The following is a 19,578-nucleotide window of genomic DNA, read 5'->3' on the forward strand; positions in this document are numbered from 1 at the left end:
CGAGAGACGCGCCAACGCCCCGCCGGGGCGCGCGTGTACACCGATGCAGCCCCCGGGGGGACCCCCCTCCGGACCCGGCCGGAGGGCCCGTACCCCGATGTCCGTGCACAGCCACTCGGCGGCGCCGAACGCGGCCGCCGCCGCCCCTGAGTTCCCCCGCCACGTCGTCACCGCCGTCCTCGTCTCGCACGACGGCGCACGCTGGCTGCCCCACGTGCTGGCCGGACTGCTGGGGCAGGAGCGCCCCGTACAGAACGTCGTCGCCGCCGACACCGGCAGCGCCGACGACTCCGCCCACCTGGTCACCGAGGCGCTCGGCGGTGAGCGCGTCCTGCACCTGGCGCGGCGTACGAGCTTCGGCACCGCCGTCGAGGAGGCGACCCGCACCGCCGGCGTCCTCACCCCGGACGACCTGCCGTACCTGAAGCGCCCCAGCGGCTGGGACCCCGTCACCCGCAGCTGGCGGGACGACGCGTACGACCTGCCGGAGCTCCCGCACGGTGAACCCGTCCAGTGGCTCTGGCTGCTGCACGACGACAGCGCGCCCGAACCGGACGCGCTCGCCGAGATGCTCCGCGTCGTCGACAACGACAAGCACGCCGCGATCGTCGGACCCAAGCTGCGCGGCTGGTACGACCGCAAGCAGCTCCTCGAGGTCGGCGTCTCCATCGCCAACAGCGGGCGCCGCTGGACCGGCCTCGACCGCCGCGAGCAGGACCAGGGCCAGCACGACCAGGTCCGTACGGTGCTCTCCGTCTCCTCCGCCGGCATGCTGGTGCGCCGTGACGTCTGGGAGGAGCTCGGCGGCTTCGACCGCAGGCTCCCCCTGATGCGTGATGACGTCGACCTCTGCTGGCGCGCCCACATGGCAGGACACCGGGTGCTCATCGCCCCCGACGCCGTCCTGCGGCACGCCGAGGCCTCCGCCAGGGAACGCCGCCCCATCGACTGCGCCGGACGCTCGGTCGCCAGCCCGCACCGCGTCGACAAGGCCGGCGCCGTCTACACGATGCTCGTCAACGCCCGTGGCAAACAGCTTCCGTGGGCCCTGCTCCGTCTCGTCGTCGGCACCCTGCTGCGCACCCTCGCCTATCTCGTCGGCAAGGTGCCCGGGCAGGCGCTCGACGAGGTCGCCGGACTCTTCGGCACCCTGCTGCGCCCCGGCCGGATCCTCGCCGCGCGCCGCGCGCGCAAGGGAGGGGCGGTGGACGCGGCCGAGCTGCGGTCGCTCTTCCCGCCGCCCGGTGCCACGGTCCGGGCCACCGTCGAACAGGTCGCGGGCAACTTCGGCAACCGCACCGACTCCGACTCCGGCGGTTCACGGCACGGAGCGGTCGAGTCCGGTCCCGGCGGTGACGACGCGGACTTCCTGGAGATCGAGCAGTTCGCACGGCTCAAGAAGGTCGGCCGCAAGCCCGGCCCCGTGCTCTTCGCGCTCCTCCTCCTCGTCTCGCTGGTCGCCTGCCGTGGTCTGCTCGGCAGCGGCGCCCTGGCGGGCGGCGCCCTGCTGCCCGCCCCCGCGGACGTCTCCGACCTCTGGGGGCGCTACGCGGACGGCTGGCACCCCGTCGGTACCGGCGGCACGCAGTCGGCGCCGCCCTACCTCGGTGTGCTCGCCGCCCTCTCGGCGCTGTTCCTCGGCTCCACGGGCTTCGTGCTCACCCTCCTGCTCGTCTGCTCGGTCCCGCTGGCCGGGCTCACCGCGTACTTCGCCTCCCGGCCGCTGATCGAGTCCCGGCTCCTGCGGGCCTGGGCGAGCGTCGCGTACGCCTTCCTGCCCGCCGCGACCGGGGCGCTGGCCACCGGGCGGCTGGGCACGGCCGTCCTGGCCGTGCTGCTCCCGCTGATCGCCCGCGCGGCCGTCGCCGCGCACGGGCTGCGGGGGGACGGCTCCACCGCACGCGGCAGCTGGCGCGCCACCTGGGCGTACACCCTGCTGCTCACCTTCACCATGGCCTTCACGCCGATCGTCTGGCCGCTCGCGGTGGTCCTCGGCATCGGCGTGCTCGTGCTGCGGCGGGGCGACATCGCCGCGTACGGACTGCGCTTCCTGGCCACGGCCGGAACCCCGGTCCTGGTCCTCGCGCCCTGGTCGCTCTCCCTGCTGAGCAGCCCGTCGGACTTCCTGAAGGAGGCCGGCCTCGACATCGGTTCGGGCTCGGCGTCCGCCCTCGACCTGCTCGGCATCAGCCCCGGCGGCCCCAAGGCGGCGGGCGGCGTCCTGCTGCTGGGCATCGTGCTGGCGGCGCTGGCCGCGCTGCTGCGCGGGGAGCGGCAGTTCGCGATCCGCACCACCTGGGTCGTCGTGCTCGTCTCCCTGGTCTTCGCCGCGCTCTCCAACGGCTCCACCTGGGCGGGGCCGGCCACCCTCGTCTACGGCATCGCGCTGCTCGCCGCGGCGCTGCTCGGCGCGGACGGTGCCCGGGTCCGGGTCGCCGCGCTGAGCTTCGGCTGGCGGCAGCCGGTCGCCGCACTCATCGCCCTGGCCGCCGGGCTCGCCCCGGTGCTGGCCGCGGTGGGCTGGATGATCGGTGGGGCGGCCGGTCCGGTGGAGCGGCGCGACCCCGTGCAGGTGCCGGCCTTCGTCGCGGAGGAGAGCAGCACCCGCGACCAGGCGCGCACGCTGGTGCTCGGGGGCACCTCACCCGCCGCCGTCTCCTACAGCCTGGTGCGCGGTTCGGGTGCCCGTCTGGGCGATGCCGAGCTCACCGAGGCCGGGGGCAGCAACGCCCAGCTCGACAAGGTCGTCGCCAACCTGGTCGCGGGGTCCGGCGCCGACCAGGGCAGCCAGCTCAGCGGCTTCGCGATCCGTTACGTCCTCGTACGGGACGGAGCGCCCCGCGAGATGAGCCGGGTGCTGGACTCGACCCCCGGCCTGAGCCGGCTCAGCCAGCTGGACGGCAGCGCCCTGTGGCGGGTCGACCGTCAGGTGTCCCGGGTCGCGATCATCCCCTCCGGCGCGGGCGCCCTGCCGGTGCCCGTCGGGTCGCTGGCCGTCGAGGCGCACAGCAAGATCCCCGACGGCGACTCCGGCCGGGTGCTGCGGATCGCCGACGCGGCCGACCCGGGCTGGCAGGCCACGCTGAACGGCCGGGCGCTCACGCCGAAGACCGTGGACGGCTGGGCGCAGGGCTTCGAGCTGCCCACCGAGGGCGGCACGCTGGACCTCACCTACGACGAACCCGTCACCCACACCGCCTGGGTCTGGGCGCAGGTGGCGCTCGGTGTCGTCCTGGTGGTCATGGCCCTGCCGGGCCGCCGCCGGGAGATCGACGACGACCTGCCCGAGGAGACCGAGGCCGTCGCGGCCGAGCCGGTCGCCGGGGAGGGCCGCCGGGCCCGCAGGCTGCGTGCCGCGGCCCAGGCGGAGGCGGCCGCGTCGGGCGACGACGCGGCGCCGGCCCACCACGAGGACGGCACGGGCCCCGCGACCGGCTACACCGAGGCGGCCCACGGCGTGCAGGAGCAGGCGCCGGGGGAGTACATCCCGGCGCAGCAGAACGCCGACCCGTACGCCGGTGGCCAGGGCGACCAGGACGGCACGGGGACGTACGGAGTGGTCCAGGGCGATCAGGACGGCACGGGGACGTACGCCGCCGTCCCGGACGCCCAGGACGGCACCGGCACCTACGCGGCGGTCCCGCAGCAGCAGTACGGGGAGTGGGACGCGCAGCAGTACCAGGGCGCCGACTACGGCCAGTACCAGGGCGGGCAGGACGCCGGCCAGTACTACCAGGCCGATCCCTACCAGCAGCAGGACCCGTACCAGCAGCAGGGCGCCTACGACCCGTACGGCTACGCCCAGCAGCAGCCCTATGCCACCGGGGCCGGCGAAGCCGCCCCGTACGACGGGCATGACGGGCACGACGAGAACGCGACCCCGGGCCAGGACCCGTGGCGCCACGGCAACGGCAACGGCAACGGCAACGCATCGCGAGGCGAGTCCGAGTGAAGTCCACCCCCCTGTCCCTCATCGCGGGCGTCGTCGCCCTCGCCGCCGTCACCGGTTTCGCCGCGCTCACCGTGCCGGGCGACGTCGGTGCGACGGAGGCGAAGGCCGCCGCCCGGCTTCCCGTCGAGCGCTCCAGCCTGCTCTGCCCGGCGCCGAGCACGTCCGATCTGGCGGAGACGACGTACACGTCCTTCACCCCGGCGGCGAAGGACGGCCCGAAGGACGGCGCCGCCGAGCTCAAGGCGGCCGAGGCCCTGCCCGCGGACGAGGACGAGCCGGCCGACGGCCCCGACGACAAGACCGACTCCGACGGCAAGACCGAGGCCGGTGACAAGGAGAAGGCGGACGACAAGGACAAGGCGGACGACGAGGCGAAGGCCGACGACAAGGAGAAGGCGGCGGACACCAAGCCCGTCGTCTCCCTCAAGGACCTCGGCAAGCCGGTCACCGCCGAGACCTCCAAGTCCGGAGCCCCCGCGCTCGTCGGCACCGCCACCGACCGGTTCGCCCCCGGCTGGACCACCCAGCAGACCACCACGGCCGCCGCGGGCGGTGCCCGGGGACTGCTCGGCGTCAGCTGCACCGCCCCCGACACGGACTTCTGGTTCCCGGGCGCGAGCACCGGGGCGTCCCGTCAGGACTACGTCCACCTCACCAACCCCGACGACACCGCCGCCGTCGCCGACATCGAGCTGTACGGCGCCGAGGGCCCCCTCAAGTCCGACGTCGGGGAGGGCATCACCGTCCCGGCCAGGTCGAGCGTCCCGCTGCTGATCTCGACCCTGACCGGCGAGGCCGCCGAGAACGTGACCGTCCACGTCACCACCCGCTCGGGGCGTGTCGGCGCGGTCGTGAGCGCCGCCGAGGACGAGGTGGGCAGCGACTGGCTGGCCGCTTCCGCCGACCCGGCGGGCACCCAGATCCTGCCCGGGATCCCGGCCGACGCCACCTCCGTACGGCTGGTGGCGTTCGCGCCCGGGGAGGACGACGCCGATGTGAAGGTCCAGCTCATCGGCAAGAACGGGACGTTCTCCCCGGCCGGCAACGACACCCTGCACATCAAGTCCCGGATGACCGCGAGCGTCGACCTCAAGAACGTCACCCGGGGGGAGCCCGGATCGCTCCGGCTGACCCCCACGGACGGGAGCAGCACCCCGGTGGTGGCCGCGCTGCGTGTGGTGCGCGGCACCGGCGCCAAGCAGGAGGTCGCGTTCATCCCGGCGACCGGCCCGGTGGGCGAGCGCGCGACCGCCGCCGACAACCGTGCCAAGGGATCGGTGCTCTCCCTGACCGCCCCGGGCGCGACGGCCAAGGTCAAGGTCACGGCGTCGGCCGGCAGCGAGGGCGGCGAGGCGGCCGTCAAGACGTACACGGTCAAGGGCGGCACGACGCTGGAGGTCACCCCCGAGGCCCCGGCCGGCCTCAAGGGCGGCTATGCCCTGACGGTGGAGACCGAGTCGGGCGGCCCGGTGCACGCCGCCCGTACGCTCACGATCCCGGAGGGCGGCATCGACATGTTCACCGTGCAGACGCTGCAGGACGACGGGGGCACGGTCGAGGTGCCCGAGGCGGAGCAGGACCTGACGGTCCTGGACGACTGACGACTGGCGACCGGCGGCTGAGAACTGACGACTGAGAACTGACGACTGGGGGCGCGGGGCGGTCAGTCCTGCCCGTAGCGCGGGTCGACCGACTCGGGCGCGAGGCCGAGCAGCTCCGCGACCTGCTCCACGACGACCTCGTGCACCAGCAGGGCGCGCTCGTCGCGGCTCTTGGTGCGGATCTCGACGGGGCGGCGGTAGACGACGATCTGGGCGGGCCGGCCCTTCGCCGCGGACAGCGCGCGCCCCAGCGGCACGGTCTCCTCCAGTGAGCCCGGCACATCGAGGACCATGAAGTCCACGTCCGCCAGCTGCGGCCAGCGGCGCTCCAGCCGCTCCACGGAGTCCTGGACGAGATCCCGGAAGCTCTCGGCCCTGCTGACGGACAGCGGCACCTGCGGCGGGGCGACCGGTCCGCGCATGCCGCGGCCATGACGGTCGCGGCGCCGGGGCCGGGGCTCGGACGGGAGGGGCGGTACGGAACTGTCCATCACCGACGCAGCGTAACTCTCCTCGGGCCGAGGCGATCACGGCTTCTCCACCGGTCCGTCATGTGTCCCAAGATGAACATTCCGGCCAGGATCGCGTGCGATTCCGGCCCACGATCCGATCGTGGGCCTTCCGTCGAACGACCGGTCGGCTTCCCCCGTGGAGCCCCGGCCACCCCGCGTGGACCGGCCAGCAGAGGCTCCCCGCGCAGGTCGGAACGGCTGCGCGAGACCCGCGCCGGGCCCGGTTCGCGGGGCGACACGACGGGGTGAGCTGAGGGAGAGTCGTCGCAGCCCGCTCAAGAGTGCGGTACCGTCCAACATCGTGAGCCCTGTACGTCGCTGTTCGCGAACCGCGTGCGGCCGTCCCGCCGTCGCGACACTGACGTACGTCTATGCCGACTCGACCGCGGTCCTCGGCCCGCTCGCCACCTATGCCGAGCCCCACTGCTACGACCTCTGCGCCGAGCACGGCGAGCGGCTCACCGCGCCGCGCGGCTGGGAAGTCGTCCGGCTCTCCGACCCCTCGGCTCCCACCCGCCCCAGCGGCGACGATCTCGAAGCGCTCGCCAACGCCGTCCGCGAGGCGGCCAGGCCCCAGGACCGGCAACAGGGCGGCCGAGGCCCCCGGGCGGCGGACCCGGTGGAGGTCGCGCGCCGAGGTCACCTCCGGGTGCTGCGCTCCCCGGACTCCTGACGCACCGTCCGTCCCGCTGTTTTTTTAGGTCACCTCCGGGTGTCGCGCTCTCCGGGTTCCTGAGACACCGTTCGCCGTACGGAGTCGGTCACCTCCGGGGACCGCGCTCCCCGGGCTGAGGACGCACCGTCCGTCCCGCCGGCCTCACCCGTCACATCGCCGTCCGGGCCTTCCCCGGTGCCCCGTCGGGCCCTTCTCCGGTCTTCCACCGGTCCGAGCTCCGAAGAACTTTTCCGGTACGGAGCATTGACGCTGGCTTGTCGCGGACACGACCATTCCCCCACCCGTGAGAGATCGCTTCCGCATCACGGAATCCGGGGAGGCCTGTGTGTTTGTCCAGCAACTCGAACCCGTAGCCGATTCGCTCGGTCTGTCCGCTCTTGTCGCATCCCTGCCACTGGTGACCGTGCTGGTCCTGCTCGGCGCCGTCCGTATGAAGGCCCACCTCGCCGGACTCATCGGCCTCGCCGTCGCCGTGCTCGTCGGCTGGCTGGCCTTCGGCATGCCCGTCGGGCAGACCCTGTCCGCGGGGGCGCAGGGCGTCCTCTTCGGGCTCTTCCCCATCATGTGGATCGTCGTCAACGCCCTCTGGGTGTACCGGATGACGGTGCGCACCCAGCACTTCGACATCCTGCGACGTTCCTTCGGCCGGGTCTCCGACGACCCCCGCATCCAGGCGCTGGTCATCGCCTTCTGCTTCGGCGCGCTCCTGGAGGCGCTCGCCGGCTTCGGCGCCCCCGTCGCGATCTGCTCCGTCATGCTCGTCGCGCTCGGCTTCGACCCCGTGAAGGCCGCCGTCGTCTCCCTGGTCGCCAACACCGCGCCGGTCGCCTTCGGCGCCATGGGCACGCCCGTGGTGACGCTCGCCCAGGTCACCGGACTCCCGCTGGACGACGTCGCGACCGTCGTGGGCCGCCAGACCCCGCTGCTCGCGCTCGTCGTCCCGCTGATCCTGGTCTTCCTGGTCGACGGCAGGCGAGGGCTGCGGGAGACCTGGATGCCCGCGCTCGTCTGCGGCGTGGCCTTCGCCGTCGCACAGTTCGCCGCGTCCAACTTCGTCTCCGCACAACTCGCCGACATCGCGGCGGCACTGGTGGGCGCGGGCGCGCTGATCGCCCTGCCCGGCGCCCGCAAGCCCGCCGACGAGCCCGTACGCGCGGCCGTGCTGACGGGCGTACGCAGCGAGGACCTCGACGTGGAGGACCCGCGCCGCGAGGTGCTGCGCGCCTACGCCCCGTACGCCCTGATCGTCGCGGTCTTCTCGATCGCCCAGATCCCGCCCGTCAAGCGGCTGCTGGCCGAGGCGACGCGCGTCTTCGACTGGCCGTTCCTCGATGTCGCGGGACCCGACGGTGAACCGGTCGGCGCCAACGTGTTCTCCCTCCCGCTCCTCGGCACCGGCGGCACGCTCGTCCTGCTCGCGGGCCTGATCACGGCGTTCGTCATCGGCGTACGGGCGGGGGCCGCGGTGCGGGAGTGGGCGGCCACCGTGCACGAACTGCGGTACGCGATCCTCACCGTGACGTCCGTGCTCGCCCTCGCCTACGTCATGAACCTCTCCGGACAGGCCGCCACCATCGGCCAGTCCGTCGCAGCGGCGGGCGCCGGGCTCGCCTTCCTCTCGCCGGTGCTCGGCTGGTTCGGCGTCGCCGTCTCCGGATCCGACACCTCGGCCAACGCCCTCTTCGGCGCGCTCCAGGTCTCCGCCGCGCGGGAGTCGGGCCTCTCGCCCGTGCTCCTCGCCGCCGCCAACAGCTCCGGGGGAGTGCTGGGCAAGATGATCTCCCCGCAGAACCTGACGATCGCCTGCGCGGCCGTCGGGCTCGCCGGACGCGAGGGCGATCTGCTGCGCAAGGTCCTGCCGTGGAGCCTCGGTCTGCTGCTGGTGATGTGCCTGATCGTGATGGCGCAGAGCACGGTGGTGCTGGGCTGGATGCTCCCCTGACGGGCGGCCCGGGGCAGCCGGGTAGTTTGGGCGGTCCGTAAAGATCCCAGGAGGACCGGCCGTGGTTGCTGATCTGTCGCAGCTCGTGAAGGCGTACGACGTGCGCGGAGTCGTGCCCGACCAGTGGGACGAGTCGCTCGCCGAACTGTTCGGCGCCGCCTTCGTCCAGGTCACCGACGCGGACGCGATCGTCATCGGCCACGACATGCGGCCGTCCTCGCCCGGCCTGGCCGCCGCCTTCGCCCGCGGTGCGACGACGCGCGGTGCCGACGTGACCCTCATCGGGCTCTGCTCGACGGACCAGCTGTACTACGCCTCCGGGGCGCTGGACCTCCCCGGGGCGATGTTCACGGCCTCGCACAACCCGGCGCGGTACAACGGCATCAAGCTGTGCCGCGCCGGAGCGGCGCCGGTGGGCCAGGACACCGGTCTCACCGAGATCCGCACGCTCGTCGAGAACTGGTCGGAGCACGGCCTCCCCGCCGTGGACGCCGTGACCCCCGGCACCGTCACCGAACGCGACACCCTCGACGACTACGCCGCACACCTGCTGGGCCTCGTCGATCTCTCCGCGATCCGGCCGCTCAAGGTCGTCGTGGACGCCGGCAACGGCATGGGCGGCCACACCGTGCCCACCGTCTTCGCGGGCCTCCCGCTCGACCTCGTACCCATGTACTTCGAGCTCGACGGCACCTTCCCGAACCACGAGGCCAACCCCCTCGACCCGAAGAACATCGTCGACCTCCAGGCCCGCGTCCTCGCCGAGGGCGCCGACCTCGGACTCGCCTTCGACGGCGACGCCGACCGCTGCTTCGTCGTCGACGAGCGGGGCGAGGGCGTGTCCCCGTCCGCGATCACGGCCCTGGTCGCCGCCCGCGAGCTGGCGCGCAACGGCGGCAAGGGCACCGTCATCCACAACCTGATCACCTCCTGGTCGGTCCCCGAGGTCGTACGGGAGAACGGCGGAACTCCCGTCCGCACCCGCGTCGGCCACTCCTTCATCAAGGCCGAGATGGCCGAGCACGGCGCGATCTTCGGCGGCGAGCACTCCGCGCACTACTACTTCCGCGACTTCTGGAACGCCGACACCGGCATGCTCGCCGCCCTCCACGTCCTCGCCGCGCTCGGCGGCCAGGATGGCCCGCTCTCCGGGCTCCTCGACCGGTACGACCGCTACGCGGGCTCCGGCGAGATCAACTCCACCGTGGCCGACCAGGCGGAGCGGCTTGCGGCGATCAGGGCGGCGTACGACCACCGCGACGACGTGCGGTTCGACGAGCTCGACGGACTGACCGTGACCGGCCCGGACTGGTGGTTCAACCTGCGCGCCTCGAACACGGAGCCGCTGCTGCGCCTGAACGTCGAGGCACGGGACGAGAAGACCATGACGGCGGTACGCGACGAGGTCCTGGCCGTCGTCCGCGCCTGACCACTGCGGACGGACTCCCTGCGCCCGCCACGGCTGTGTTGGCTGCGGGTGGCGCGCGGGGCCGGGGTGCTTTCCGCGTGCGTGCTGCCGGTCGGCGGGGCGTGCACACTCTTCGTCCGGCGCCCGCTGGTGGTGCCTGCGCCCAGGGCCCACCACGGCCGTGTTGCCTGCGGGCGGCGCGCGTGGCTGGGTGCCTTTCTCATCCGCGCTGCCCGTCCGTCGGGCGTGGGCCGGGGCTCTCTTCGCCCGTGCTCCCGCCGGTCGCGTGGGGCCCGGGGGGTTTTCCTCGTCCGGGCCGTCCGTCGGCGGCGCGGGGGTTGTGTGTGCCCACCATGCCCCTGCCGACCGCCCGTCGCGTCCCGCCGACGTATGCCCTGCCGGGCGGGACCCGCCGGGCCGCGACCCTCCCGGCCCAGCGGTAGGCTGACCACGCCCCGAGCTCCGGGGGCCCGAACCCGGGTCCGTACCGGATCCGCACCGCATGCCCGAAGGGACCCACCCCATGCCGCTCGAAGCCGGCCTTCTGGAGATCCTCGCCTGCCCGGCCTGCCACGCCGAGCTCGACGACCGGTCCGCGGCCGAGAACCCCGAGCTGGTCTGCACCGGCGCGGACTGCGGTCTCGCCTACCCGGTGCGGGACGGCATCCCGGTGCTCCTCGTCGACGAGGCCCGCCGCCCCGCGTAACCCGCACCCTGATCAGCACGGTGATCGGAGGCCCACCACCATGCTCGACGAGTCGCTGCTCGACGCACCGGAAGCACTGGCCCGAGCCGACCGGCGAGGTCTGCTGCGCGGTGCCGCCGAGGCCGGAGCCCGCGTGCGCACCGCCACCCGGCACGCCGCCGAGGCGGGGATCGGCAACCTGGCACCCGAGGGCCGGCCGCGGGCCGTCCTCGTGGCCGGACCCGGCACCGCCGCGTCCGGCGTCGCCGACCTGATCGGCGCCCTCGCCGGCGCCTCCGCGCCCGTCATCCCGATCCGCCCCACCGGGGTCGCGGCCGCCGCCGGAGCGCTGCGCTGGGCCCTGCCCGGCTGGGCCGGATCCGTGGACCTGCTGCTCATCGTCACGGCCGACGGCTCGGAACCCGGCCTCGCGCTGCTCGCCGAACAGGCCTACCGCCGCGGCTGCACCGTCGTCGCCGTCGCGCCCGTCCGCTCCCCGCTCCGCGAGGCCGTCGACGGGGTGCACGGACTCGTCGTCCCCATGGCGGCCGCCCCGCACGGCGAGTACGACGCCGAGACCTCGGCCGCGGGACCCGGCACGCTCTGGGCCCTGCTCACCCCGCTCCTCGCCCTGCTGGACCGGGTCGGCCTGATCGCCGCGTCCACGGAGACGCTGCAGAAGGTCGCCGACCGCCTGGACCGCACCGCGGAACGCTGCGGTCCGGCCATCGCCACGTACAGCAACCCGGCCAAGACCCTCGCCGCGGAACTCGCCGACAGCCTGCCCCTCGTCTGGACGGAGGGCGAGGCCGCGGGCCCCGTCGGGCGCCGGTTCGCCGCCGTCCTGGCCGAGCTCGCCGGCCGCCCGGCACTGGTGGCCGAGCTGCCGGAGGCGCTGCCCTCCCACGGAGGGCTGCTCGCCGGAGCGTTCGCTGCGGGCGCCGACCCCGACGACTTCTTCCGGGACCGGGTGGACGAGCCCGAAGCCATGCGGGCGCGTGTCGTCCTGCTCCGCGACCGGCCCGCCGGCGGCCTGACCGCGGGCCCGGCCGCCCGTGAACTGGCCCTGAGCCACGACACCGCGATCAGCGAGCTCGAACCGGAGGAGGGCAGCGAACTCGAAGCCCTCGCCGAACTCCTCGCGGTCACCGACTTCACCGCCGTCTACGCCTCCCTGGCCTCGGACAACCGGGCCTGACGGCCCGCCGCCACCCCCGGGCACCCCGCCCCGTACATCCCACGAGGACACATCTCCATGGACCGGCTCTCCAACACCGTGCGCCCCTACGCCTGGGGGTCCATCACGGCCATTCCCGAGCTGCTCGGCACAGCCCCGACCGGCGAACCGCAGGCCGAGATGTGGATGGGAGCCCACCCGGGAGCCCCTTCACGCCTCACCCGGCCCGCTGCCACGGACACCACGGACACCACGGGTACGGACACCACGGGTACGGGCACCACGGGCTCCGGAGCCGGTGGTGAGCTGTCCCTCACGGACGTCATCGCGGCCGACCCCGAGCGCGAACTCGGCGCCGCCACCGTCCGCGCCTTCGGGCCCCGGCTCCCCTTCCTGCTCAAGCTCCTCGCGGCCGGCGCCCCGCTGTCCCTCCAGGTGCACCCCGACCTCGCGCAGGCACAGGCGGGCTACGCGGACGAGGAGCTCCGGGGCGTCCCGATCGACGCACCGCACCGCACCTACAAGGACGCCAACCACAAGCCCGAACTGATCTGCGCGCTCACGCACTTCGACGGGCTCTGCGGCTTCCGCCGGCCCGCCGAGGCCGCGGACCTGATAGCCGCCCTCGGCGTGGACTCCCTCAAGCCCTACGTGGACCTGCTCCGCGCCCGCCCCGAGGACGGCGCCCTGCGGGAGGTCCTCACAGCGATCCTCACCGCCGACCCCGACGAGATGGCGCACACCGTCGCGGAAGCGGCCGAGGCCGCCGAACGGCTCGGCGGCGCCCATGCCCCGTACGCCCAGATCGCCCACCACTACCCCGGCGACCCCGGCGTCATCGCGGCCATGCTGCTGAACTACGTACAACTCCAGCCCGGCGAGGCCATGTTCCTCGGCGCGGGCGTGCCGCACGCCTACCTCGGCGGCCTGGGCGTCGAGATCATGGCCAACTCGGACAACGTGCTGCGCTGCGGCCTGACCCCCAAGCACGTCGACGTCCCCGAACTGCTGCGCATCGTCCGCTTCGAGGCCACCGAGCCCGGCATCCTGCGCCCCGAGGCCGCGCCCTCCGGCGAGGAGGTGTACGAGACGCCCGTCGACGAATTCCGGCTCTCCCGCTACGTCCTGCCGTCCGGCGGCGCCCCCGTCGACCTCACGGCGGCCACCGCGCAGATCCTGCTGTGCACGGCAGGCGCACCACGGGCGGGCGGAATCGCCCTGGCACCCGGTGAATCCGTATTCGTCCCGGCCGACGAAGCGGTGGAAGTGGCCGGTGAGGGAACACTCTTCCGTGCGACCGTACTGGTCTGACGTACGGTCCGCACGAACGGCTGCAACAATGTCCGGCCGTAACGCGGCGCCCGTGCCGCAGCACCGAGGAAGGGACACCAGGCACCCATGAGCGCGTCAGGCGGAACCAAGGCGATCGTGGCGGCACTCGCCGCCAACCTCGCGATCGCAGTGGCCAAATTCGTGGCGTTCCTCTTCAGTGGCTCCTCGTCGATGCTGGCTGAGAGCGTCCACTCACTGGCGGACTCGGGCAACCAGGGGCTCCTGCTGCTCGGCGGCAAGAAGGCCCAGCGGGAGGCGACACCCCAACACCCCTTCGGCTACGGGCGCGAGCGCTACATCTACGCCTTCCTCGTGTCCATCGTGCTGTTCTCCGTCGGTGGCATGTTCGCGATCTACGAGGGCTACGAGAAGATCAAGCACCCGCACGAGATCGAGGCCTGGTACTGGCCGGTCGGGGTGCTCGTCTTCGCGATCATCGCCGAGGGCTTCTCCTTCCGTACGGCCATCGCGGAGTCCAACCAGACCCGCGGCAAGCTGTCCTGGACGCAGTTCGTCCGCCGCGCCAAGGCGCCCGAGCTCCCCGTCGTGCTCTTGGAGGACTTCGGCGCGCTCGTCGGCCTGGTCCTGGCCCTCGGCGGCGTCGGCCTCGCCCTGGGCACCGGCAACGGCGTGTGGGACGGCATCGGCACCCTGTGCATCGGCATCCTGCTGATCGTGATCGCGATCGTCCTGGCGGCGGAGACGAAGTCGCTGCTGCTCGGCGAGGCGGCCGGGATCGAGGACGTCGAGAAGATCCAGGCCTCGGTGGTCGACGGCGACACCGTCACCCGCATCATCCACATGCGCACGCTCCACCTCGGCCCGGAAGAGCTCCTGGTGGCGGCCAAGATCGCGGTGCGCGCCGAGGAGTCCGCCGCCGAGGTCGCCGAGGCGATCAACGCCGCCGAGCACCGGATCCGCGCGGCCGTCCCGATCGCCCGGGTCATCTACCTCGAACCCGACATCTACAACGAGGCGGCCGCCGCGGCCGGCATCAACCCCGGAAAAGCTCCGGGCGGCCCCTCGACCCCCGGCGACGCACCTGCGGGCGATGCACCTGCGGGGGATGCGCCTGCGGGTGATGCGCCGGCCGGCGACGCACCGGCCGGATCAGGCCACTGACCCGCTGAGGATCGGCCCCGAACGGCCCCGTTCCCCACGCCGCCCCTCAGGCGGGCTGGGGCTCACTGGGCCGTTCGGTGTAGATTCGGGGGAGTACCAGACGTCGCTGCTGATGGCGGTCGATCGGTTCGCGGAAGCGGACCGGCCGAGGGAGAGAGGGCCTCCGACGGACTGCACTGCGGATCGCCCGGGCATTCGTGTGTCCGTGGCCGCCGCAGAGCCAGCCAGTCCACCCTCGACCCACTACGAGGAGCAGCCCGTTATGACGACGGCCGCCAATCGCCAGGACTTCAAGGTCGCCGACCTTTCCCTCGCCGCCTACGGGCGCAAGGAGATCACCCTCGCCGAGCACGAGATGCCCGGCCTGATGTCGATCCGCAAGGAGTACGCCGCCACGCAGCCGCTGGCCGGCGCCCGGATCACCGGTTCGCTGCACATGACCGTGCAGACGGCGGTGCTCATCGAGACCCTCGTCGCCTTGGGCGCCGAGGTCCGCTGGGCCTCCTGCAACATCTTCTCCACCCAGGACCACGCCGCCGCCGCGATCGCGGTCGGTCCGAACGGCACCCCGGACGCCCCCGCAGGCGTCCCGGTCTTCGCCTGGAAGGGCGAGAGCCTGGAAGAGTACTGGTGGTGCACGGAGCAGGCCCTGACCTGGCCGAACACCCCCACCGGCGGCCCGAACATGATCCTCGACGACGGGGGCGACGCCACCCTCCTCGTCCACAAGGGCGTCGAGTTCGAGAAGGCCGGTGAAGCCCCGGACCCCTCGACCGCGGACAGCGAGGAGTACGCGTACATCCTCACCCTGCTGAACCGCACGCTCGGCGAGTCCCCGCAGAAGTGGACCCAGCTGGCGTCCGAGATCCGCGGCGTGACCGAGGAGACCACGACCGGTGTGCACCGGCTGTACGAGATGCACCGCGACAGCACCCTCCTTTTCCCGGCGATCAACGTCAACGACGCGGTCACCAAGTCGAAGTTCGACAACAAGTACGGCTGCCGCCACTCCCTGATCGACGGCATCAACCGCGCCACCGACGTCCTCATCGGCGGCAAGACCGCCGTCGTCTGCGGCTACGGCGACGTGGGCAAGGGCTGCGCGGAGTCCCTCCGCGGCCAGGGCGCCCGAGTGATCATCACGGAGATCGACCCGATCTGCGCCCTGCAGGCCGCGATGGACGGCTACCAGGTCACGACGCTGGACGACGTGGTGGAGACCGCGGACATCTTCGTCACGACCACGGGCAACAAGGACATCATCATGGCCTCCGACATGGCCCGGATGAAGCACCAGGCCATCGTCGGCAACATCGGCCACTTCGACAACGAGATCGACATGGCCGGCCTGGCGAAGATCGACGGCGTCGTCAAGGACGAGGTCAAGCCGCAGGTCCACACCTGGACGTTCGCCGACGGCAAGGTCCTGATCGTGCTGTCCGAGGGCCGTCTGCTGAACCTCGGCAACGCGACCGGTCACCCCTCGTTCGTCATGTCCAACTCGTTCGCGGACCAGACCCTGGCCCAGATCGAGCTGTTCACGAAGCCCGAGGCGTACCCGACGGACGTCTACGTGCTGCCGAAGCACCTGGACGAGAAGGTCGCCCGGCTCCACCTCGACGCGCTGGGCGTGAAGCTCACGACCCTGCGCCAGGAGCAGGCCGACTACATCGGCGTGCCGGTGGAAGGCCCGTTCAAGTCCGACCTCTACCGCTACTGAGCCGGCCGCGCCGGCCACCGGCCGGCGCAGCCCTCAGCAGCAGGTCCGAGCGCAGGCCCCCGCACCCCCGTGCCGGGGGCCTGCCCCGTACCGCACCCGCACAGCCCGAGGAACCCGAAGGACCCCATGCCCCGCGGCCGTTATTCGCTCCACGATCTCCACGACCACACCCCCCTCGGCGAAGAACACTTCCACTGCGCGCCCGGCCCCTCAGGCTGGCGCTATGTCTCCCAGACCACGGCCCCCTCGGGCGCCCACCTGGGTTCCGTCGATCTGGCCCTGGACGAGCTCGGTCGCCCCATCCGCCTCGAACTGCACGCCGCGAGCTGGCAGATCCGCGGTGCCGCCCTCGACGGGGTCACCTGGGTACGGACCGACCCCACCGGCGCTCATGCCACCGAAGGCAATGTCCGCGCCCACACCTTCTCCGGCACATCCCCCGCTTTCCTCATCGCCACCGCCCGGCTCCTGCGCCTCACCCCCGCTTCCCCCGCGACCCGCGTCCGTCTGGTCACCTTCACGGACCCGGTCCTCGCCCCCCGTACCGTCGACCAGTCCTGGTCGCTGCTGAACAGTGAAGCGCACGCCACTGACAACGGGCCCCTGATCGTGGACGAATACCAGGTCAACGCGCTGGACACCGGTGATCAGCACGCCGTACACATCGCGGGTGACGTGGTGCTGGCGGCGCCGGGCATCGAGCTCGAACACCTGGAATCCCCGCCCTCCGCCATGCCCCGCGCGACGGACGGCGACCGGGACGCGCCGGACGAGGCCTGAGCGGCGGCCCTGGAGTACCGGCCCCGGACCGACCGGCACAACCGGCACAACCGGCAGGACCGTGGACAGGCCGATCAGGCGGGCCCGGGCTCGTACGAAGGCGAGTGAGGCGGCGGACTCCGCCACGGGAACGACGATTCAGGCGGGTGGGGCGAAGCCGGTCGGGGCCTGGGGCCCGGGCCCGTCCACGTCCTTGCCGACGGGAGTCGCCGGCGCTGCGGTGGGGCCGGTCGGCGGGGGCTGCGCCGCCCACCCACCGGCGTGCTCCCCGTTCACGGGGACGGGTGAAAAGCCCGGCGCGCCTCCGACGACCGGCACTCCGGCCAGGCCGGTGCGGCCCGCCGCCGCGGTCACCCTCCGGACGTCCCGGGCCTGCCGCTCGTTCACCACGGCCGCCAGATAGGCAGCAGCGGGAACCCCTGCCGGCACCGGGACACCCGTACGCGCGACGAGGTCCGTGGCCAGGCGTTCGGCCATGGACCCGCGCACCGTGGCATCGAGCTGGTTCATCCGCGTCAGGTACTGGCGGATGGCCAGCCAGAGCCCGTCCGGCACACCCGAGAGGTCCAGCTGCCCGAAACGGCCCACCAGCCAGGGCGGGGGCGGGGGAACGGCGAGAGCCCGCCCCGCCGGCACCCGCTCCCGTACGACAAGGGTCCCCGCGAACACATCACCGAGGCGGCGGCCGCGGGCGGACACCAGGGAGGCGATGCAGCCCACGACCCCGAACGTCCCCAGGATCTCGACCAGCCCCATCGCACCTCGGACGAGCGCGTGCCGGAACCGGATCGGCCCGCCGTCGTCGCGGACCACCCGCAGCCCGCAGGCGAGCTTTCCGAGGGAACGGCCATGGCTGAGCGTCTCGACCGCGACCGGCCCACCCACCAGCACAAGAAGGAAGGTGGCGACGGCGATCGCAGCGGTCGCCGCCTCGTCGAGCGTCACGGTCGCCACGGCCAGACCGATGGAGAGCAGCACGAAAACGGAGAGGACCACAGCGAGATCGATGGCGATCGCCAACGCCCGGCTGGGCAACCTCGCCGGCTGCAACCCCAGTACGACCGCGTCTCCGGTCACGAGCTCATTCATCGCCCCACCCACCCCTCGCCGACCTTCCCTGCCCCTCTGCGTCACAGTCTGCCAAGCTGACCCGCAGCGCACCGCCGTAGTACGGACCCGTACGCACCCATGCCTGGAGCAGCAGCCGACCATGGATCTCGACGTCTTCGTGACCACCCACCACACCGAGTGGGACCGCCTGGACCATCTTCTACACCGAGGACGCAGCCTGACAGGCGAGGAGGCGGACGAACTCGTCGCCCTCTACCAGCGCACCGCCACGCATCTGTCCTTGATCCGGTCCAGTGCCCCGGACCCCATACTGACGGCTCGCCTCACACAACTCGTGGCCCGCGCACGCTCCACCGTCACCGGGACCCGGCGTGCGTCATGGCGGGACGCCGCACGCTTCCTGACCGCCGGCTTTCCGGCGGCCGTCTACCGCTCGCGGCACTGGTGGATACCGACCGCCGTGTTCTCCACCCTGCTGGCGGCCGTCATCGGCTGGTGGATCGGCACACATCCGGAGGTCCAGGCGTCGATCGCAGCTCCGGAGGACCTGCGCGCGCTGACCATGCCCGGCGGCGAATACGAGACGTACTACTCCAGCCACCCCGCGGCCTCCTTCGCGGCCCAGGTCTGGACGAACAACGCGCAGGCGGCGGCCATGTGCTTGGTGCTGGGGGCGTTCCTCTGCCTGCCGGTGGTCTGGATCCTCTTCGTCAACGTCCTCAACCTCGCCGTCGGGATCGGCCTGATGGCCTCGGCCGGCCGCCTGGACACCTTCCTCGGTCTTGTCCTGCCGCACGGCCTCCTCGAGCTCACCGCGGTCTTCGTCGCGGCGGGCACAGGCCTTCGTCTCGGCTGGACGGTCATCGACCCGGGGCCACGTACGCGGCGCTCGGCCCTGGCCCAGCAAGGGCGTGCCGCGATCGGCATGGCCGTCGGCCTGGCGCTGGTCCTCTTCGTCTCCGGCGTCATCGAAGGCTTCGTCACCCCGTCAGGCCTTCCCACCTGGGCCCGCATCACCATCGGCGTCGCTGCTGAACTGGCCTTTCTCGCCTACGTCTACGTCCTCGGAGGCCGGGCCGCCCGCGCCGGCGACACCGGAGACCTGGAGGAAGCGGAGCGCAGCGCCGAGCTCCCCGCCGCGGCCTGAGGGCCGATGTGCATGCGGGGCTGCTGACCTGCTAGCCTTCAGGTCGCCCACAAAGACTGTTGACACGGCCTGTGTGGGGAGGTAGATTTTAACGGTTCCAAAGAGCTGGACAGCTCGATCGGGAACGTCTAAAGTTCATCTCGCTCGTGCAGAGGACATGCTCCTCGCAGAGCCGATCGATTCTTCTCTTTCAAGCAAAAGTCGGATTCGCTCCGGCCGAATTGCTTCTGATAAAGTCGAGTCAGCCGAAAGGCAAAGGCCACTCCACAGGCCACCGGAATCAAATTCGGGCCGGAAACGGAACGGAAAAGAGTCTGGTAAAGTTGGAACCGCCGGAAAGGGAAACGCGAAAGCGAAAAACTGGAAAGCGAAACAGCAGGAACCCGCTTCGGCCGGGAATCGGACACGAAAGAGTCTGATAGAGTCGGAAACGCAAGAACGAAGGGAAGCGCC

General features: G+C 72.4%; 14 protein-coding genes. 12 read left to right on the forward strand and 2 right to left on the reverse strand.

What is annotated here, in order from left to right; genetic code table 11:
• The first annotated feature begins 97 nt into the window (after positions 1–97).
• Positions 98–3,952, forward strand: coding sequence for a glycosyltransferase family 2 protein (locus ACZ607_RS31430; RefSeq protein ID WP_469740402.1), 3,855 nt, complete (start codon positions 98–100; stop codon positions 3,950–3,952).
• A complete protein-coding gene (locus tag ACZ607_RS31435; RefSeq protein ID WP_469740406.1) occupies positions 3,949–5,553 on the forward strand; it encodes a DUF5719 family protein in 1,605 nt (534 codons plus the stop codon). Before ACZ607_RS31430 ends, ACZ607_RS31435 begins: the two co-directional genes overlap by 4 nt.
• A gap of 62 nt (positions 5,554–5,615) precedes the next feature.
• On the opposite strand, the gene ACZ607_RS31440 is transcribed toward ACZ607_RS31435, so the two are convergent.
• Positions 5,616–6,044: a metallopeptidase family protein gene (locus ACZ607_RS31440; protein WP_469740408.1), complete on the reverse strand. Its 429-nt coding sequence runs from the start codon at positions 6,042–6,044 to the stop codon at positions 5,616–5,618.
• Positions 6,045–6,366: 322 nt separating this feature from the next.
• Between ACZ607_RS31440 and ACZ607_RS31445 the strand changes: the two genes are divergently transcribed.
• The 9 genes from ACZ607_RS31445 (at position 6,367) to ACZ607_RS31485 (ending at position 16,907) form a co-directional block, all read left to right on the forward strand.
• Positions 6,367–6,738 (forward strand): DUF3499 domain-containing protein, encoded by a 372-nt coding sequence (locus ACZ607_RS31445; RefSeq protein ID WP_053929176.1) that lies wholly within the window; start codon positions 6,367–6,369, stop codon positions 6,736–6,738.
• A 328-nt stretch (positions 6,739–7,066) separates the two neighbouring features.
• A complete protein-coding gene (locus tag ACZ607_RS31450; protein ID WP_469740412.1) occupies positions 7,067–8,683 on the forward strand; it encodes an L-lactate permease in 1,617 nt (538 codons plus the stop codon).
• 61 nt (positions 8,684–8,744) lie between these two features.
• Complete coding sequence (locus ACZ607_RS31455) at positions 8,745–10,112, forward strand: phosphomannomutase/phosphoglucomutase (RefSeq protein WP_469740414.1); 1,368 nt, start codon at positions 8,745–8,747, stop codon at positions 10,110–10,112.
• Between the two features lie 502 nt (positions 10,113–10,614).
• Positions 10,615–10,797, forward strand: coding sequence for a Trm112 family protein (locus ACZ607_RS31460; protein ID WP_469740416.1), 183 nt, complete (start codon positions 10,615–10,617; stop codon positions 10,795–10,797).
• A gap of 40 nt (positions 10,798–10,837) precedes the next feature.
• Positions 10,838–11,974 (forward strand): SIS domain-containing protein, encoded by a 1,137-nt coding sequence (locus tag ACZ607_RS31465; protein ID WP_469740418.1) that lies wholly within the window; start codon positions 10,838–10,840, stop codon positions 11,972–11,974.
• A 57-nt stretch (positions 11,975–12,031) separates the two neighbouring features.
• A complete protein-coding gene (gene manA / locus ACZ607_RS31470; RefSeq protein WP_469740420.1) occupies positions 12,032–13,264 on the forward strand; it encodes a mannose-6-phosphate isomerase, class I in 1,233 nt (410 codons plus the stop codon).
• 87 nt (positions 13,265–13,351) lie between these two features.
• Positions 13,352–14,407: a cation diffusion facilitator family transporter gene (locus ACZ607_RS31475; protein WP_469740422.1), complete on the forward strand. Its 1,056-nt coding sequence runs from the start codon at positions 13,352–13,354 to the stop codon at positions 14,405–14,407.
• Between the two features lie 262 nt (positions 14,408–14,669).
• Entirely contained in the window at positions 14,670–16,127 is a 1,458-nt protein-coding gene (ahcY, locus tag ACZ607_RS31480) for an adenosylhomocysteinase (RefSeq protein WP_469740425.1), read from the forward strand.
• Positions 16,128–16,253: 126 nt separating this feature from the next.
• Positions 16,254–16,907: a hypothetical protein gene (locus ACZ607_RS31485; protein WP_469740427.1), complete on the forward strand. Its 654-nt coding sequence runs from the start codon at positions 16,254–16,256 to the stop codon at positions 16,905–16,907.
• Between the two features lie 138 nt (positions 16,908–17,045).
• Here the strand turns inward: ACZ607_RS31485 and ACZ607_RS31490 are convergent, their stop codons facing one another.
• On the reverse strand, positions 17,046–17,996 hold the full coding sequence (locus ACZ607_RS31490) for an RDD family protein (RefSeq protein WP_469740431.1): 951 nt from the start codon (positions 17,994–17,996) through the stop codon (positions 17,046–17,048).
• A gap of 121 nt (positions 17,997–18,117) precedes the next feature.
• Here ACZ607_RS31490 and ACZ607_RS31495 point away from each other — a divergent pair, with 121 nt between their 5' ends.
• Positions 18,118–19,125 carry a stage II sporulation protein M gene (locus ACZ607_RS31495; protein ID WP_469740433.1) on the forward strand — a complete coding sequence of 336 codons (1,008 nt, stop codon included), beginning with the start codon at positions 18,118–18,120 and terminating at the stop codon, positions 19,123–19,125.
• The last annotated feature ends 453 nt before the right edge of the window (positions 19,126–19,578 follow it).

This window comes from Streptomyces sp. NPDC104381, assembly GCF_055583745.1.

Bases quoted from the DNA above. Each gene is read 5' to 3' on its own strand.
- ACZ607_RS31430 (WP_469740402.1), top strand. From the start codon at position 98: ATGTCCGTGCACAGCCACTCGGCGGCGCCGAACGCGGCCGCCGCCGCC.
- ACZ607_RS31440 (WP_469740408.1), bottom strand. From the start codon at position 6,044: ATGGACAGTTCCGTACCGCCCCTCCCGTCCGAGCCCCGGCCCCGGCGC.
- ACZ607_RS31460 (WP_469740416.1), top strand. From the start codon at position 10,615: ATGCCGCTCGAAGCCGGCCTTCTGGAGATCCTCGCCTGCCCGGCCTGC.
- ACZ607_RS31465 (WP_469740418.1), top strand. From the start codon at position 10,838: ATGCTCGACGAGTCGCTGCTCGACGCACCGGAAGCACTGGCCCGAGCC.
- manA (WP_469740420.1), top strand. From the start codon at position 12,032: ATGGACCGGCTCTCCAACACCGTGCGCCCCTACGCCTGGGGGTCCATC.
- ACZ607_RS31475 (WP_469740422.1), top strand. From the start codon at position 13,352: ATGAGCGCGTCAGGCGGAACCAAGGCGATCGTGGCGGCACTCGCCGCC.
- ahcY (WP_469740425.1), top strand. From the start codon at position 14,670: ATGACGACGGCCGCCAATCGCCAGGACTTCAAGGTCGCCGACCTTTCC.
- ACZ607_RS31485 (WP_469740427.1), top strand. From the start codon at position 16,254: ATGCCCCGCGGCCGTTATTCGCTCCACGATCTCCACGACCACACCCCC.
- ACZ607_RS31490 (WP_469740431.1), bottom strand. From the start codon at position 17,996: ATGAATGAGCTCGTGACCGGAGACGCGGTCGTACTGGGGTTGCAGCCG.
- ACZ607_RS31495 (WP_469740433.1), top strand. From the start codon at position 18,118: ATGGATCTCGACGTCTTCGTGACCACCCACCACACCGAGTGGGACCGC.